The sequence below is a fragment of the Opitutales bacterium genome (assembly GCA_013215165.1).
Classification (GTDB): Bacteria; Verrucomicrobiota; Verrucomicrobiia; order Opitutales; family JABSRG01; genus JABSRG01.
Map to the genome: position 1 here is coordinate 1 of JABSRG010000004.1, position 14,743 is coordinate 14,743.

Below are 14,743 nucleotides of genomic sequence, written 5' to 3' on the forward strand. Positions count from 1 at the left end.
AGAAGCGAAACTTCGGTTCTTTTTTCGCTTTCTGATTTAGCTTCCATCTCTGTGTTTGAAGTTTGTCCGGAAGGAGGTCCATGTGCACTTTATGGGAGTCCAGATAGCTTCTGTCCGGTGTTCCGTAGTGGACCTCAGGGTCAAGCGGCTTCATTACATTTTGATCGTTGCATGTTTACAGTTGGATTCCTTCGCTCCGAGTGGATTAGACTCTTCCTTGCTACTATGAATCCATCCGACTTCCAATCGGTTAGGACAACCGACCGGATCTCTCAGGTTCCTCGACTTCTCTTTGCCTACGCGCTGTCTCCAGTCACCCCGGGGAGCCCAATGGTTGCACTCAGGTATCACTTCACCATTGGTTGCAGACTTCACCATATCCGGAAGGATGGTCACTCCCATTAAGCGTAACGAGGCCGAATCGAGTTCACTTTCGTTACGGCTCGCAGGTTCGGCTAAGCGGGCTTCGGCTTGGGGATTACTCCTTTCACCGCCGCTTCGCCTACATGATGGATACCTAGTTGTCATGATGATTTCGTTTCAGATCATTAGAGAAGTCAGGCTTGGCCTGACGCACCGGAAGACGCGAAATGAGCGCGGAATTGTTTTTTAAATCGTTGTCGTGATCGCTGTCGTTGTCGGTCTGTGACTTTGATCGGTTTGATGGTTTTGATTTTTGATCCGCTAATGGACGCGAATCCACGCGAATTTTTGGGTTGGTATGCTGGGCTCTGAGTATCTCAGGTGTGAAATCCATTACAGGTCATTTTAGTGCGATTGATGCCGAGCTGGGGCTCGGCGGTCCCGGGAAGACGAACGCTGAGGTCTTGGCCGCGGAAGACGCAGAAATGACGCGGAATCTTTTAAATCGTTGTCGTGTTCGTGATCGCTATCGTTGGCGGTCGGTAACTTAGATCGGTTTGATGGTTTTGATTTTTGATCCGCGAATGGACGCGAATGAACGCGAATTTTTATAACATGTTGTGCCGAGCTGGGGCTCGGCGGCTCCCGGGGGAGAAGGATTCTAGCTCAGGCAGCGGACGAAGGTGTCGCGGAGGACGTCGGGCTGGTCGTTGGGGCGGGCAAGGATGCCTTCGAAGGCGCGGGTAAATTCGAGCTGGAAGTTGATGAGTTTGCGGAGGGGGACGCGGTCGGCGGTAGCGGCGAGGCGTCCGGCGTACCAGGCGTTTTGTGAAAAATATTGAAGGGGCTTTTACGTGGTTCGCCGGGAAAGAGGTCGTTGAATTGGTGGCTGAAATCTATGTTATTGCGGGGCGTTTGGAGCGATCTGTGCCGAGCTGGGGCTCGGCGGTCCCAGGAGGACGAACGCTGGGTTTTGCCGCGGAAGACGCGAAATGAGCGCGGTGTTTTCCTTAAATCGATGTCATATTCGTTGTCGGTGTCGCGATACCGCTGATCACAGGCGCGATCACGCGGCAAGTGGTCAGTTCTGAGGGTTTACTGTTTTTTACCCGAAAATGTCAGTAGACTCGAATGAAGTTATAGACGACAGCTCTGGACCGATCTAAGTCGCCAGTCGCTGGTAGCGCATCACGTGCGCATTCAGTCGATTCGGATGTCGATGTTTGGCTTTGGTGATGGGGCTCTGGAGACCGGTGCTTGGTGGCCGCCGATTGGTATTTGCAATCGGTGGATTTCGATGACGAAAACGACCACGATTTACGGTCGTTATTCTGATATAACAGCGTTGCAAGTATACTAGTCCACACTAGTCTATCTTTATGCAATACGATCAAAACGAACCAGCCACCTGGACTGTCGCCGAGGCCAAGGCGCGGCTTTCTGAGGTGATACGGTCTGCCAAGGCACAGGGGCCTCAAAAAATCGGCCTGAAGGAACCGTGTTATATCATCTCCGCAGAAGAATTTGCGAAATTGAGGCAACCGGAAGTGCCCTTAGGACAATGGCTGGTAGAAAACCTTGCGAACGTTGGCGAGATCGAGCTGCCCAGCCGGGAGGGGCATCACCGCGAAAAACCATTTTGGGCAGACTGGACTGAGGAGGATTGGGGTGAGATCAAAGACTAGCTGCTTGTTTGATACGAACTTACTTTCAGAACTTACACTGCCCAGGCCCAATCCTAGTGTCGTGCGCTTCATGATGCAGGCAGGAGATGCCTACATATCGGTCATTTCTATTCACGAGATGACATTTGGCTTGGGCTTGATGGAAAGGAATTCAAAAAGAGCCCGTCACTTAAAGGCGAAAATCGATGAGCTCATGCAGGCTTATACATCCAGCACTCTCAGCGTATCGCATGAATGCGCCCGCATCGCAGCCGATTTAAGGATATCCGCTCAAAATGCTGGCCGAGCTTTATCCTTTGGAGACGCCGTCATCGCCGCCACTGCCCTAGAGCATCACCTCCAGCTCGCCACTCGGAACACTAAGGATTTTGAGTTCCTAGCGATTGATTGCGTGAATCCCTGGCAGGAGGACTAATATGGCTGCCCTCTCCCCAAGCCGCTGGCTGCATGACAAACGACTGATCGCCGAGCATCCGGTGATCATCGGCGTCGATGAAGTCGGACGTGGCTGTTTGGCTGGCCCGGTGGTCGCCGGGGCTGTCGAGCTGAATCGGGCATTTTTTCAAAGCCGCATGCGTCGCGCCGCAGCTCTGGAATTTCGCGACAGTAAACAACTCACAGCTAAACGTCGCGAGGCCCTACACAAAACCATTGAAGACTGGTGCAGCGAAGGCTCCATACGCCTGGCTATCGCATCGGCCAGTGTCGAAGAAATAGACCGGCTCAACATTCTAGGCGCCAACACGCTAGCAATGCGGCGCGCCCTCAGTGAATTGTTAGGCGAATCCGTCGGCCCAACACGCATCCTCGTCGATGGGCGGCCGGTGAAGCACCTCGGATACGATCATCGCGCCATTGTAAAGGGTGACGACACGAGCCTCGCTATTGCTATCGCATCGGTAGCAGCGAAAGTGTTTCGGGACCGTCTCATGGCTGAGCTTGCCACATCATTTCCTCATTACGGCTTCGAAGAAAACGCGGGGTATGGCACAGCCAAACACCGTGAAGGCCTCAAACGGCATGGCCCTTGCAAACACCATCGTTATCTATTTATACAGAAAATATGTGGCTCAGAGCCCGCTTACAGGCAAAACGAGTTTAGCCTCTCCACCGAATAGTCCACACCATGAACGTCCCCATCCAACTTGGAGTAAATATCGACCACAGCGCCACCGTCCGTCAGGCACGCTATCGCGAATTTGAGAAAGACTGTGGCAGCAATATCGAGCCCGATCCTGTCGACGTCGCACTCTGTGCGGAAAAGGCCGGCGCTGACGGCATCACCCTCCATCCGCGCGAGGACCAACGCCACATCCAACTTTCCGATGTGCGCCGCATGCGTGAAGCGATTGGCACCCGCATGAACCTGGAGATGGCCTGTACCGATGAGATGGTAGACTTTGCTCTGGAAATCATGCCGGAGTGCGTGCTGCTCGTGCCAGAAAAACGCGAAGAAGTGACGACTGAAGGTGGCCTGGACGTAGCAAGCCAAGTGGATCGCGTAAAGGCCGCCACGCAGCGACTCCAGGAAGTGGGAATCGAAGTGAGCCTATTCATCGACTCAGATGATCGATCGATCAATGCCTCCGCAGAAATCGGAGCCGATATGGTCGAGCTGCATACAGGCGCTTACGCGAATCTCTTCTACGAGAAAAAGACCCGCAAAGAAGAGCTAGAGAAGCTCATCGCTGGCTCAGAGCTAGCACATGAACATGGTATTTTAGTCAACGCGGGCCACGGCATTAATTACACCAATGTCACCGACCTCGTAACTCAGGTGCCACATCTCTACGAGCTCAACATTGGCCACGCTATCATCTCTCGCGCCATCTTTACCGGCATCGACTCTGCGGTCCGCGAAATGCGAGCCAAGATGCATTGCGCGTTTCGTTAAGCATTGGCTGATGGCTCAGTGACATCCAATAGGTCCAGTCCCTTACATCCGATCCTCACTTGTTCTGCAGCAAAGGCGTTTGAGGACGCTTTTTTTGGAGACGACCTTGCACGAGCTGAAAGTGCCATGCGCCGCGCTGGTATGACCGTAGGACGTGCAATATTGGCGGATCTTCCAAAGAGCTTTTTCGAGCACCCTTTCCCCACACACCTGATTGTTCTTTGCGGCAAGGGAAACAATACCGGCGATGCCCTCTATGCCGCCTATGCTATCGCTCTAGAACAAAATGTTGAGGTAACACTTCTTCTGTGTGCAGATCGCGACGCGTGGAGTCCGTCGATCCAGCGCGCAGCGGATACTCTGGCATCCGAAGCACCGTGCACATTCATGAGCGCGTCAGATTTCGCCCAGCCCACACGTCATACTGAGGCCATCGAAATCGTGATTGATGGCATCGTCGGCATGCAATTTCGCCCTCCTTTAAGGGAGCCTGTTAGATCCCTGATACACAAGGTGAATCAACTCGATGGGATCCATGCACGCATCGCCATCGATATGCCCAGCGGAATAAATGCTAACGATGCAGACGCTACCTTCCGCGCTGACTTCACGTATGCTACAGGCATCCTGAAAACAGAACTCATCGAGAGCGCTCCAGAGATTACTGGGCGTATACGCTACGTCGATATCGGCTTCTTTGACGACGCGCCCGCAGATAGCATACATCGCGTCTATAGCCATCCCGCAAAGCCCGCCCCGCTGCGACCCGCTGCTTGCGATAAACGCACCTTTGGCCATTTGCTTCTCATTGCAGGATCGCGGTCGATGCCGGGAGCCTTACTCATGGCGGCAAAAGCGGCTATCCGTTCGGGAGTCGGCTTGCTGACAATCGGAGCACCTGAATCTATTTGTGCACAGCTCCAAGGGATAATCCCTGAAGCTATGTGGCTCCCTTGGCCGGAAAACGATTCGGGCGGACTCTCACTCGAAGGGACTACTCTGATCGAGGCCCACAAATCACGCTATAACGCTATGGCGCTCGGACCAGGAATGGGTAGCGCCCCCGAAACTAAAATCTTGATCAGCACACTCATTCTTGGATGGGACAAACCGCTCCTCCTTGATGCCGATGCGCTCTTTCCAGGAGCAGTTGAGGCAGTTCAACAATCCATTGAAAAACGATCAGCAACTGTCCTTACACCCCACGCCGGAGAACTGGCACGGATCGCTCATAACCGGACACCGACCCGACTAGCTGAAGACATACATGGCTTTGTGATTGAAAAAGGCCCCAGGTCCTGGGTGCACGACGCTGGGACTTCAGTACTCGTCCCTCACGGTGGCCCGGTTCTCGCACGCGGTGGCTCAGGCGATATCCTTGCCGGTCTCGTTGCTGGATTCATAGCTGCCACAGCGAATAAAATTGGAATTGAAACCGTCTGCGCTGCCGCTGCCCACCATGGCCTCGCAGCAGATCGTCTATGCCACCATTCAGGGGAGCAATTCGTTCAGACTACTGATATATTAGTGCATCTAGAGAGTTGACGTGATGCATACAAATTTCGATATTCGTATGCATGAGAACCACGTTAAACATTGATGATGCACTGCTGAAGCGGGCAATGGAACTGACTGGTGAAAGCCAGAAGACGGCCGTGGTCAATATGGCTTTAAAAGCCTTGATCTCTCAAGTTGCGGCTAGAAAACTCATGCAGATTGGTGGCTCACAAACGAATTTCGAGACGGCACCGAGGCATCAAAGAGTCGCTGAAAGTCAGGCTAAATACTATGTCTCAGATAATTCCTGATACGTGCATCTGGGTCGACTTCATCCATCAAAATGATACGCATCTAAATGAGCTTTTACTCGCTGATCGAGTGATAGTGATGGACTCAATTGTCGGAGAACTCGCCGTTGGAAATCTAAGTCAAAGAGATAAAACCCTAGAGTTTTTACATGAACTCGACCACATCGATGAGCCTAGCTTTCACTCAACGCTCGCTTTCATAGAAGACAACCAGCTCTTCGGAATCGGACTGAGCTGGGTTGATACAATTGTGCTTCATGCGGCCCAAATGGCTGGCGTCGCGCTGTGGACGCGTGATAAGCGAGTCGCATCGGTCGCGAAGGCTCTCGGCTTTGCGCATGATCTGAGTTAAATCGGTGGATGGCATTTCGACAAATCCCGATGGCGGCGACGAAGCGCCGCTCTCCAGAACTTCCGGGTTGAAGGAGCACGTTCTGGCGTTACCCCTTGCTCAGCATGATTGAATTCACCCCTCCCGAGAAGACCTACGACGGCTACCTGTTTGACTGCGACGGGACGCTGGCGGATACCATGCCGCTTTATTACGAGGCGTGGAAGGAGGCGATCGGCATTTTGGCACCCGAGGTCGATTACTCGCCCCAGTTTTTCTATAGTATGGGCGGATTGAGCGTCGCCGACACGGTTCACAACATCAACCGCCTGTGGGGAACTTCAGTCGAAATCGCAGCAGCGGATGAGCTTAAGGAAGCTGCTGTCGCACGTTTATTCACCGACGTCCAACCTATAAAACCTCTGGTTGATTATGCTCACGCTTGTTTAGATGCCGGTCATCCCGTCGCCGTCGTGTCGGGAAGCCCACGCTCTGAGGTGGAAAAGACGCTACACTCTATCGGTTTGTTAGACCGCATCCCTATACGTGTTTGTCAGGGAGAAGTGGCTCGCGGCAAACCAGCACCGGACCCCTTTCTGCGGGGAGCCGAACTCCTGGGTGTAGAACCTACAAAATGTCTTGTTCTGGAAGACTCAGATCTCGGCGTTCAGTCGGCTATCGATGCTGGGATGGATTGGATAAAAATACCGAATACGATGGGTATCTAACTTTTACTCTCGGGTCGGCGATGAGACTACCGTTTGCAGAGTGCACAGAAAGCTGCCAGAGCATGTTCGCGTGCCTTTTATGGGTGAAGCCTTCGGCGATTCACATTCACTCGTCGCAAAGACTGCCCATCATTTGTACCGCCTCGCTTCGAGCTTCCCTTCCTGAATGTGGTAAAGCGTGTATTGCGTGGGAATCGATGGAGAGGGATTTACTCAGACTCAGTCAGGTTGATTTCCATGCCGAGCAGTCTCTAAAAGCCAAAGAACTTCACCGAGAATCTTTCAGCATCGATCAAATGGTGAGGCGCACTTTCGATGTATATAGCCTGAGTATGTCTGGCTCGCTATGATCTTCCATTTCGAACTCCCTCAGCCTAAACGAGTAGGCGGCCTCGAACAGGCTGTATACGACATCGTATCGGCACTGAATGACTTTACACATCAGACACACGCACGCGTAGGCGAATATACTCCAAATAGTCTGCGCGGCGTGCAAGCCGTGCACTTCCACGGCATCTGGGACATGGCCCATATGAGTGTAGCAAAACGATGCAGAGAACTAAACATACCCTACATCGTCAGCCCTCATGGTATGTTGGAGCCGTGGCCACTGAGACATAAGCCCTTGAGAAAATGGGTCCACAGAGCACTGTTTACCAATCGCTATCTACGCGGGGCTCAATTTATTCTGGCAACCAGTGACATGGAAGCCGAACAGCTCAAGCGCTTATTTCCGGACCAGACCATTCACAATCTACCCTTGGGGATTGATAAGGTCCCGCCTATCGAACACCCAGAAGCACGGCGAAACACTGGAGTTAAGCCAGATCGTTTCCTCATTTTGTTCCTCTCCAGGATCGATGCTAAAAAAAACTTGGATGGTTTGCTCCACGCGCTGCTTAGGCTGGATACATCGACCGCCAAGAAAATCTCACTCGCGGTCATCGGCAAGGGCGAAGGGCGCTACTATCAAGAATGCATTAATCTTGGTAAACAATGCCGTGAGCGCGGCATCGAAATACAGTGGCTCGGCCCAATGTGGGGTAATGAGAAATGGTACTGGCTTTCTGGCTCAGACCTATGTGCTCTCCCATCGCTCTCGGAAAACTTTGGCTATGTATACCTCGAAAGTCTAGCTGTAGGCACCCCTATTCTTTGTACGCCGCACACACCCTGGGGGAGGATCAATGACCCAGAGAGTAGGGTTGTGTGTCAGACCGATGTAGATGCTATTGTAACAGGGCTCAAAAGCGGAATTGAGCGTTTTTCTCAATTCAAGAATCGCTCAAAAGTCCGAGAGAACACTCATCGGGAATACCATTGGGAAGCTCTGGCTCGACGCTATGCTCCGCTCTATCCATCGCCCCCTGAGGACACCTTCACACATGCCCCGTTTTGACCCCATCGCTCATCGCTCCCTCAAGAACGATACAGACTCTATCTATATTCATGCGGAGAGCTGCTTGGGGCTGCGCCAAAACATTGCTGCGCCCTGTTCCACAGTTTTGTTATAATGTGCGCAATCAGATGCTTTGTCCCTTTGGAGCCCAGACCGGAAGGGCAGTGCGCATTTATCCTTCAGCGGATCTCAGAGAGTAAAGACTCGAAGCCTTCGCTTAAAATTTGCTTCACGCGCACAGGATCCGGTGATTCGCCATCCATCTCAACCGCCATAGAAGTGACGGTGCCATCCGTGATACCGCAGGGGACGATGCCCTCAAAGTGGTGTAGATTAGGATCAAGGTTTAGAGAGAATCCGTGGTAAGTTATCCATTTACTCGATGCTAGCCCAATCGCAGCGATCTTCCGTTCCCCGAGCCAAATGCCCGTTTTTCCAGGTCGCCGCGTACCGGCCAGTCCGTAATGAGCTATTGAGCGAATGACGTAATCTTCGACCCCTCGCAAAACCCGGTGGAGATCTCGGGATTGCTGAACGTCGGCGATCACGTATCCCACGATCTGACCTGGGCCATGGTACGTCACATCTCCACCACGATTGGACTTCACCAAATCCACTGCTTCCTGGGCGCGCCGAGTCTGATCCCAAAGCACATGACGCTCGGCTCCCGTACGTGCGCCGATCGTAAATACCGCTGGATGCTCTAAAAGCGCTAAGGTATCTTCACGCTCCCCCGCCTTACGCTGTGCGACGTAGTGTTTCTGGCGCTCCAGGGCTTCCTCATAATCGATCACGCCCCAGTCCTCAACGAGACTAGACTCAGTCCGAGCAAGCGTAATCACTGGAGAGGTATCACTCATTTCAAGGCACAAAAAAGTGCGATCCCCGCAGAGATCGCACTGAATTAAATCGTTACTCCGCGCTTAGTTATAAGCGGCCTGAACACCCTTGATGTTCTTCTTTGCAACCCAAGGCATGAGACTGCGCAGGTGAGATCCTGTCTCTTCGATCTGATGTTTTTCACCTTCTTCAAGCAGGCGATTGTAATTGGGCAATCCGGCTTTGTATTCCTTAACCCAATTTTCAGTGAACTTGCCTGACTGGATGTCTTTGAGCACGGCGCGCATGTTTTCTTTCACATCTTCTGTGATGACACGCGGGCCACTTATGATGTCACCATATTTAGCAGTCTCAGAGATGGAGAAACGCATTCCAGAAACGCCCGACTCGACCATGAGGTCGACGATAAGCTTGAGCTCATGGAGACATTCGAAATAAGCCATTTCTGGTTGGTAGCCAGCCTCGACGAGCACTTCAAAACCAGCCGTAACGAGCGCGGAAGCGCCACCACAGAGAACAGCTTGCTCGCCGAATAGATCGGTTTCGGTCTCTTCCTTGAAATTCGTCTTGATCACGCCTGCACGCGCGCCCCCGATGCCGCCAGCCCATGCCAGTGCGATTGCCTTGGCGTCACCCGTTGCATCGTTATGGATGGCAATGAGTGATGGAACGCCCTTGCCTTCGACATACTGAGAACGCACCACGTGGCCCGGACCTTTAGGTGCAACCATGATCACATTTACATCGCTACTTGGCTTGATGAGGCCGTAATGAATCGCGAGTCCGTGTGTAAAAATGAGGGTCTTGCCAGCAGTGAGGTTGGCCTCCACATCTTGCTCGTAGACATCTGCCTGACGCATATCGGGGACAGCGATCATGATGACATCAGCAGCTTTGACGGCATCGGCTGTATGCATGACCACGAAACCCTGCTCCTCAGCCACAGTGCGGGACTTACTCCCGGAGTAAAGGCCGATGATTACGTCGTAACCGGAATCCTTGAGATTGCGCGCATGCGCATGGCCCTGAGAGCCATAACCAATGACAGCAAGCTTCTTTCCTTCGAAAGCGCTCATGTCTACGTCTTTTTCAGTATATACAGTAGCAGGCATTCTTATGCTTGTTTGGGTTTTATAATAGAAAGAAATTGTTTATTCGAGCTCAGCGGCCACGGCTGAGTGCGACATTTCCAGTGCGGGCCATCTCTTCGATACCAAATGGAATTACCATGTCCAAAAATGCACGGATCTTGTTAGCATTCCCAGTGACTTCGGAAATCACCGTGTCTGGGGCCACATCGATGATTTTGGCGCGGAAAATATCGCAGATCTGAACAAATTCAGCGCGTTTCTCGGAGCCGCAGTTTACCTTGAGCATAATCAGCTCGCGAGCAACGGACTCATCGCCACGAAAATGTTTTACTTCGATAACATTTACCAAGCGTTCGAGCTGCTTGAGCGCTTGGTCGAGCTCTTGCTCGTCGCCGATGATCGTAGCAGTGATACGCGATAAGCCGTCTTTTGTCGGACCCACGTTCAGCGTTTCGATATTGAATCCACGGCCGCTGAACATGCCGGCTATCCTAGCCAGCACGCCAAACCGGTTTTCGACTAAGACTGATATCGTGTAGCGCATCGGGCAGGCTTTTCCTAAATCCGTTTAAAATGGTGGGTGCTACAGGATTCGAACCTGTGACCTCCTGGGTGTAAACCAGGCGCTCTAACCAACTGAGCTAAGCACCCCTGGGATCAGGGAAAGCCTTCGAAGATGATCGGTGCACCTTTCAGATCAAGAATATATTTTGAAAAACGAGTAACCGGGCAGTTACGAGATCAACGCGGAACTGATCGAAACTTAGATAACGAGACCAATCTGGTCGCGATATATCTGTCATCTGACTCAGGTTTTGATTCGCTACTCGGCAATCGCTCCCGCGATCACGCTACAAGAACTGAATGCGTCCCGTATTTTTGATCACATTATAGCCGCTTTTTCCCGACGATAAATATTGCCATGCCGCGTTATTACACCCTGATGCGTGGGGCATGAAATTGAGGCGCCCTTTCGCTGTCATCTTCGGAATTTTTATCGTATTTACTATCCTTTTAGTCGCTGGAGGGCTCTGGGTTCGTGGCACGCTACGCGGATCACTCGCTCAGTTAGAAGGAGAAAGCGTTTTGCCTGGTTTACGAGGTCGTGTGTTAATCCAACGCGATGCACTGGGTATTCCCACAATTTCAGCATTCAACAAACTAGATCAGGCTCGCGCGATCGGGTTTTTACATGGGCAAGAGCGGTTTTTCCAAATGGATCTACTTCGGCGCGTCGCAGCAGGTGAACTGGCCGAAATCATTCCGGCAGCGCTCGAAGTCGATAAGGAGCACCGCATTCATCAGTTCCGCAGACGTGCACTCATCAGTTTCGAACAACTCGATACTGTAGAAATCCTCATCCTAGAGGCCTATGCCGAAGGCGTGAACGCTGGGGTCGACCAGTTGAATGCTAAACCCTTTGAGTATTTCCTGCTCGGTGGAGAGCCGACTCCTTGGACACCAGTTGACAGCCTGCTCGTCGCACAAGCCATGACGCTGGACCTCATGGATTCCAAGGTAATTGCAGATCGCTATCGTGGACTCCTGCACCGTCATCTCAGTCCGGAAGTTTTTGATTTTTTCTATCACAACGGTTCCCGATGGGAGGCCACACAGGATGGTTCGAATAAACCCATATTAGCCATTCCTAGTGCGACGGAATTCGAGTCCATCACAAAGGATTGGCCAGCAGCCCCAGCCTCTCCTATGTGGGCTCGTCAACCGTCGAAGGAGGCTTCTCGATATTTTCCTGAAACTGGCCCTAACAACGGAAGTAACAGTTGGGCTATTGCGGGACATCGTAACGGCAATGGAGACGCTGCCTGGGTCGCTAACGACATGCACCTAAGCATCCGCATTCCACATATTTGGTATCGAGCAGCATTTCAGACTCAATCGGATAGCGGCGAAGCAATTTTGGTCGCCGGAGCCACCCTACCCGGAACGCCTTCGGTGATCGTTGGAAGCAATGGCTCCGTCGCCTGGGGCTTAACAAATAGCAATGCTGATACCGGCGATGCAGTTATTATCGAGATCGATCCCGCAAACCCGAACAACTATCTCACTGCACAGGGCTCCATGCCGTTTACACAGGAAACCGAACAGATACAGATCGGTGCGGATTCCCTCGAAGCACTTAACTTCCGTAGCACGATCTTTGGACCGATTGTGGGCGAGGATGATTTGGAAAGACCCATTGCGGCACAGTGGACCGCTCATTTTGAGAACGCCGTAAACTTTCAGATCGATTCACTGGCTCAAGCAAGTTCTGTTGCCGAGGCCCTCCAAATTGCCCAAAGTGCAGGGACACCTTCACTCAATTTCATTGCGGGTGATCGGGCCGGAAATATCGGTTGGACACTCATGGGCAGAGTCCCGGAGCGAAGGGGCAGTTATAATGGGTTTCTTCCGATTCTCTCCAGTGCACCGGATGCACTATGGGTGGGGCCAATAGACACGAGCTCATATCCGACCCTTGAAGACCCAGACCATGGGATTTTGATCACTGCAAACGCGCGCATCGTAGGAGGCGAGGCCCTGCAAACCGTCGGAGACGGTGGCTATGCAATGCCAGCTCGGCAATTTCAGATCCATGACCGGTTGCATCGTTCAGAGTCAATCGGGATAGATGAAAATGCGGCTGCAATTATGGACTCGCGAGTGTTTGCGATGAATCCCTGGAGAGACATTTTGGTCGAATTCCTAGAGCAGATGCCGGACATATCTCCGAACGAGGCAACAATTCTAGACATAGCCAAAAAGTGGGACGGCTCAGCAGACGCCTCCTCTGCCGCTTATCGAGTGATTCGAGAATTTCGGGGCGGCATTATGGATCGGATGCACAACCGCATCTTGGGCACCATACTCGAAAAAGACTCCAGCCTTTCTGGCCTGCGTGGATTCAACGATGCCCGCATCCCCATCGAAGAAGCCTATCTTTTGGTCGCCGAAGAGAAACCTGCATACTTAACAGACCCCTATTTTGGAGATTGGGAGTCGGAGTTCCAATATGTTCTGGACAGTGTGATCACCCACGCGACAAGTAACGGCGAGTCGCTGGAAGGCTATACCTGGGGAAAAGCCAATGTCTTCCATATGCAACATCCTATCTCTTCGGCAGTCCCGGCACTATCTCCATTTCTAGATTTCGAGCCTGTGAGCATCTCAAGCGACCGCTTCGCTCCGAATGCCTTATTTGGCAACCATGGACCATCCCAGCGTATGATTATTGAAGTAGGAAAAGAGTCAGAAGCACGGTTCACCATGCCGGGGGGACAATCAGGCCACCCCCTCTCTCCTTTCTACCGATCAGGACATGTCCAATGGCTTCAAGGAGTGGACAGTCCACTTTTGCCAGGAGAAGAGGTTTATCGACTCGTAATAAATCCAGAATAATCGTTCCTTATTTTTGGAACAATTTTGGGAGAATCGGGTTATCTTCCTCAAAACCCTAAGAGTGAAACCGATATTTTAAAATATTTTGCATCAGACTCTTTGACTTTGCTAAAAAACGTTATTTTTTCATCAAAGGTACACCAAACAACACCGATCTACTTCCATGAGCACTCTCGATTACGACCAACAAGAAAACTCAGCAACCGAGCTTCCCTCCGAATCTCGTGTCCGTCGCTCTCGGGTCCTCGAGGATGCGGCCAAACCTTCTCTCGGTGAGCGTAATCCGCTTCAATTTTATCTCCAAGAGATTGGAAAGACCCCTCTCTTGAAGCCTGACGAAGAAGTTAATCTCGCAAACCGCATCAAGAAGGGCGACATGAAAGCCCGCAACCACATGATCCAGGCAAATCTGCGCTTGGTGGTAAAGATTGCTGGTGACTACAGCAATTTCGGACTCCCGCTCAATGACCTCATCAGTGAGGGAAATCTGGGGCTGGTAAAAGCAGTAGAACGCTTCGACCCCGATAAAGGAGGTAAACTGAGCACTTATGCAGCATGGTGGATTAAGCAATCGATCAAGCGCGCACTCGCGAACCAGGGTAAAACTATCCGCTTGCCCGTGCACCTTGTCGACAAGATTGCCAAGATGCGCCGAATCATCACCGAGCTGACTGAGGAATTTGGACGCGAGCCTACCGATGAGGAAGTCGGTCGCGAGATGGGCCTACCAGTCCACAAAGTTTCTCACCTAAAGACCGTTTCCGTGCGTCCAGCATCACTCGACGCTCCTATCGGCAAAGAGGAAGATACGAGCTTTGGAGAAATAGTCGGCGACGAGAATGCTATTTCTCCTTTCGAAAACCTTCGTGCAAATTCGCTTTCAGAGGATGTGACCGAAATGCTTGACCGCCTGGAAACCCGCGAGTCAGCCATCATAAAAATGCGCTTCGGCCTAGAAGGCGATCGGCCACTCACACTCGAGGAAGTCGGCCAACATTTCGACATCACACGCGAACGCGTCCGCCAGCTACAAAACATTGCCATCAAAAAAATGCGCAATGCCATGACGGAAAAAGAGCGCCAGCGCTCGGTCGATGAAGTTCGCGAAGAAAATATCAAACGCGGTAAGATGCGCGTCATTCGTGACTTTATTGCAGGTCAAGAAGACTAGATAAATCTACTTGCACAAACTTTTGGGCAGAGCCCGT

At 51.9% G+C, this 14,743-nt stretch carries 16 protein-coding genes and 1 tRNA gene; 12 read left to right on the forward strand and 5 right to left on the reverse strand.

Annotation, left to right across the window (positions count from 1 at the left end; genetic code table 11):
- Positions 1-153: 153 nt before the first annotated feature.
- A complete protein-coding gene (locus HRU10_00685; GenBank protein NRA25749.1) occupies positions 154-528 on the reverse strand; it encodes a hypothetical protein in 375 nt (124 codons plus the stop codon).
- Positions 529-746: 218 nt separating this feature from the next.
- Between HRU10_00685 and HRU10_00690 the strand changes: the two genes are divergently transcribed.
- From HRU10_00690 to HRU10_00735, 10 genes are all read left to right on the forward strand, one after another.
- Positions 747-914, forward strand: coding sequence for a hypothetical protein (locus HRU10_00690; protein NRA25750.1), 168 nt, complete (start codon positions 747-749; stop codon positions 912-914).
- Positions 915-1,742: 828 nt separating this feature from the next.
- Positions 1,743-2,048: a hypothetical protein gene (locus tag HRU10_00695; protein ID NRA25751.1), complete on the forward strand. Its 306-nt coding sequence runs from the start codon at positions 1,743-1,745 to the stop codon at positions 2,046-2,048.
- A 4-nt stretch (positions 2,049-2,052) separates the two neighbouring features.
- On the forward strand, positions 2,053-2,463 hold the full coding sequence (locus HRU10_00700; GenBank protein ID NRA25752.1) for a type II toxin-antitoxin system VapC family toxin: 411 nt from the start codon (positions 2,053-2,055) through the stop codon (positions 2,461-2,463).
- Between the two features lies 1 nt (position 2,464).
- On the forward strand, positions 2,465-3,166 hold the full coding sequence (locus HRU10_00705) for a ribonuclease HII (GenBank protein ID NRA25753.1): 702 nt from the start codon (positions 2,465-2,467) through the stop codon (positions 3,164-3,166).
- Positions 3,167-3,174: 8 nt separating this feature from the next.
- The gene (locus tag HRU10_00710; protein NRA25754.1) at positions 3,175-3,942 is read left to right on the forward strand and encodes a pyridoxine 5'-phosphate synthase; all 768 of its coding nucleotides are present in this window, start codon (positions 3,175-3,177) and stop codon (positions 3,940-3,942) included.
- A gap of 18 nt (positions 3,943-3,960) precedes the next feature.
- Positions 3,961-5,487: an NAD(P)H-hydrate dehydratase gene (locus HRU10_00715; protein ID NRA25755.1), complete on the forward strand. Its 1,527-nt coding sequence runs from the start codon at positions 3,961-3,963 to the stop codon at positions 5,485-5,487.
- 32 nt (positions 5,488-5,519) lie between these two features.
- On the forward strand, positions 5,520-5,750 hold the full coding sequence (locus tag HRU10_00720; protein NRA25756.1) for a type II toxin-antitoxin system VapB family antitoxin: 231 nt from the start codon (positions 5,520-5,522) through the stop codon (positions 5,748-5,750).
- Positions 5,731-6,102, forward strand: a complete 372-nt coding sequence (locus tag HRU10_00725) for a VapC toxin family PIN domain ribonuclease (protein NRA25757.1) — start codon at positions 5,731-5,733, stop codon at positions 6,100-6,102. Before HRU10_00720 ends, HRU10_00725 begins: the two co-directional genes overlap by 20 nt.
- A 104-nt stretch (positions 6,103-6,206) precedes the next feature.
- Positions 6,207-6,809: an HAD family phosphatase gene (locus HRU10_00730; protein ID NRA25758.1), complete on the forward strand. Its 603-nt coding sequence runs from the start codon at positions 6,207-6,209 to the stop codon at positions 6,807-6,809.
- A 346-nt stretch (positions 6,810-7,155) separates the two neighbouring features.
- A complete protein-coding gene (locus HRU10_00735) occupies positions 7,156-8,208 on the forward strand; it encodes a glycosyltransferase (GenBank protein ID NRA25759.1) in 1,053 nt (350 codons plus the stop codon).
- 179 nt (positions 8,209-8,387) lie between these two features.
- On the opposite strand, the gene lipB is transcribed toward HRU10_00735, so the two are convergent.
- The 4 genes from lipB to HRU10_00755 all read right to left on the reverse strand — a co-directional run bounded on the left by lipB (position 8,388) and on the right by HRU10_00755 (position 10,790).
- Complete coding sequence (lipB, locus tag HRU10_00740) at positions 8,388-9,068, reverse strand: lipoyl(octanoyl) transferase LipB (GenBank protein NRA25760.1); 681 nt, start codon at positions 9,066-9,068, stop codon at positions 8,388-8,390.
- Between the two features lie 63 nt (positions 9,069-9,131).
- A complete protein-coding gene (gene ilvC, locus HRU10_00745) occupies positions 9,132-10,160 on the reverse strand; it encodes a ketol-acid reductoisomerase (GenBank protein ID NRA25761.1) in 1,029 nt (342 codons plus the stop codon).
- A 49-nt stretch (positions 10,161-10,209) separates the two neighbouring features.
- Positions 10,210-10,683, reverse strand: coding sequence for an acetolactate synthase small subunit (ilvN, locus tag HRU10_00750; protein ID NRA25762.1), 474 nt, complete (start codon positions 10,681-10,683; stop codon positions 10,210-10,212).
- Positions 10,684-10,713: 30 nt separating this feature from the next.
- Positions 10,714-10,790: transfer RNA gene (locus HRU10_00755), tRNA-Val, on the reverse strand.
- Between the two features lie 303 nt (positions 10,791-11,093).
- Between HRU10_00755 and HRU10_00760 the strand changes: the two genes are divergently transcribed.
- On the forward strand, positions 11,094-13,535 hold the full coding sequence (locus HRU10_00760; GenBank protein ID NRA25763.1) for a penicillin acylase family protein: 2,442 nt from the start codon (positions 11,094-11,096) through the stop codon (positions 13,533-13,535).
- A 163-nt stretch (positions 13,536-13,698) separates the two neighbouring features.
- On the forward strand, positions 13,699-14,706 hold the full coding sequence (locus tag HRU10_00765; protein ID NRA25764.1) for an RNA polymerase sigma factor RpoD/SigA: 1,008 nt from the start codon (positions 13,699-13,701) through the stop codon (positions 14,704-14,706).
- Positions 14,707-14,743 lie beyond the last annotated feature (37 nt).

Bases quoted from the DNA above. Each gene is read 5' to 3' on its own strand.
- ilvC (NRA25761.1), bottom strand. From the start codon at position 10,160: ATGCCTGCTACTGTATATACTGAAAAAGACGTAGACATGAGCGCTTTC.
- HRU10_00735 (NRA25759.1), top strand. From the start codon at position 7,156: ATGATCTTCCATTTCGAACTCCCTCAGCCTAAACGAGTAGGCGGCCTC.
- HRU10_00695 (NRA25751.1), top strand. From the start codon at position 1,743: ATGCAATACGATCAAAACGAACCAGCCACCTGGACTGTCGCCGAGGCC.
- HRU10_00760 (NRA25763.1), top strand. From the start codon at position 11,094: ATGAAATTGAGGCGCCCTTTCGCTGTCATCTTCGGAATTTTTATCGTA.
- HRU10_00685 (NRA25749.1), bottom strand. From the start codon at position 528: ATGACAACTAGGTATCCATCATGTAGGCGAAGCGGCGGTGAAAGGAGT.
- HRU10_00710 (NRA25754.1), top strand. From the start codon at position 3,175: ATGAACGTCCCCATCCAACTTGGAGTAAATATCGACCACAGCGCCACC.
- lipB (NRA25760.1), bottom strand. From the start codon at position 9,068: ATGAGTGATACCTCTCCAGTGATTACGCTTGCTCGGACTGAGTCTAGT.
- HRU10_00720 (NRA25756.1), top strand. From the start codon at position 5,520: ATGAGAACCACGTTAAACATTGATGATGCACTGCTGAAGCGGGCAATG.
- HRU10_00705 (NRA25753.1), top strand. From the start codon at position 2,465: ATGGCTGCCCTCTCCCCAAGCCGCTGGCTGCATGACAAACGACTGATC.
- HRU10_00730 (NRA25758.1), top strand. From the start codon at position 6,207: ATGATTGAATTCACCCCTCCCGAGAAGACCTACGACGGCTACCTGTTT.
- HRU10_00725 (NRA25757.1), top strand. From the start codon at position 5,731: ATGTCTCAGATAATTCCTGATACGTGCATCTGGGTCGACTTCATCCAT.
- HRU10_00765 (NRA25764.1), top strand. From the start codon at position 13,699: ATGAGCACTCTCGATTACGACCAACAAGAAAACTCAGCAACCGAGCTT.
- ilvN (NRA25762.1), bottom strand. From the start codon at position 10,683: ATGCGCTACACGATATCAGTCTTAGTCGAAAACCGGTTTGGCGTGCTG.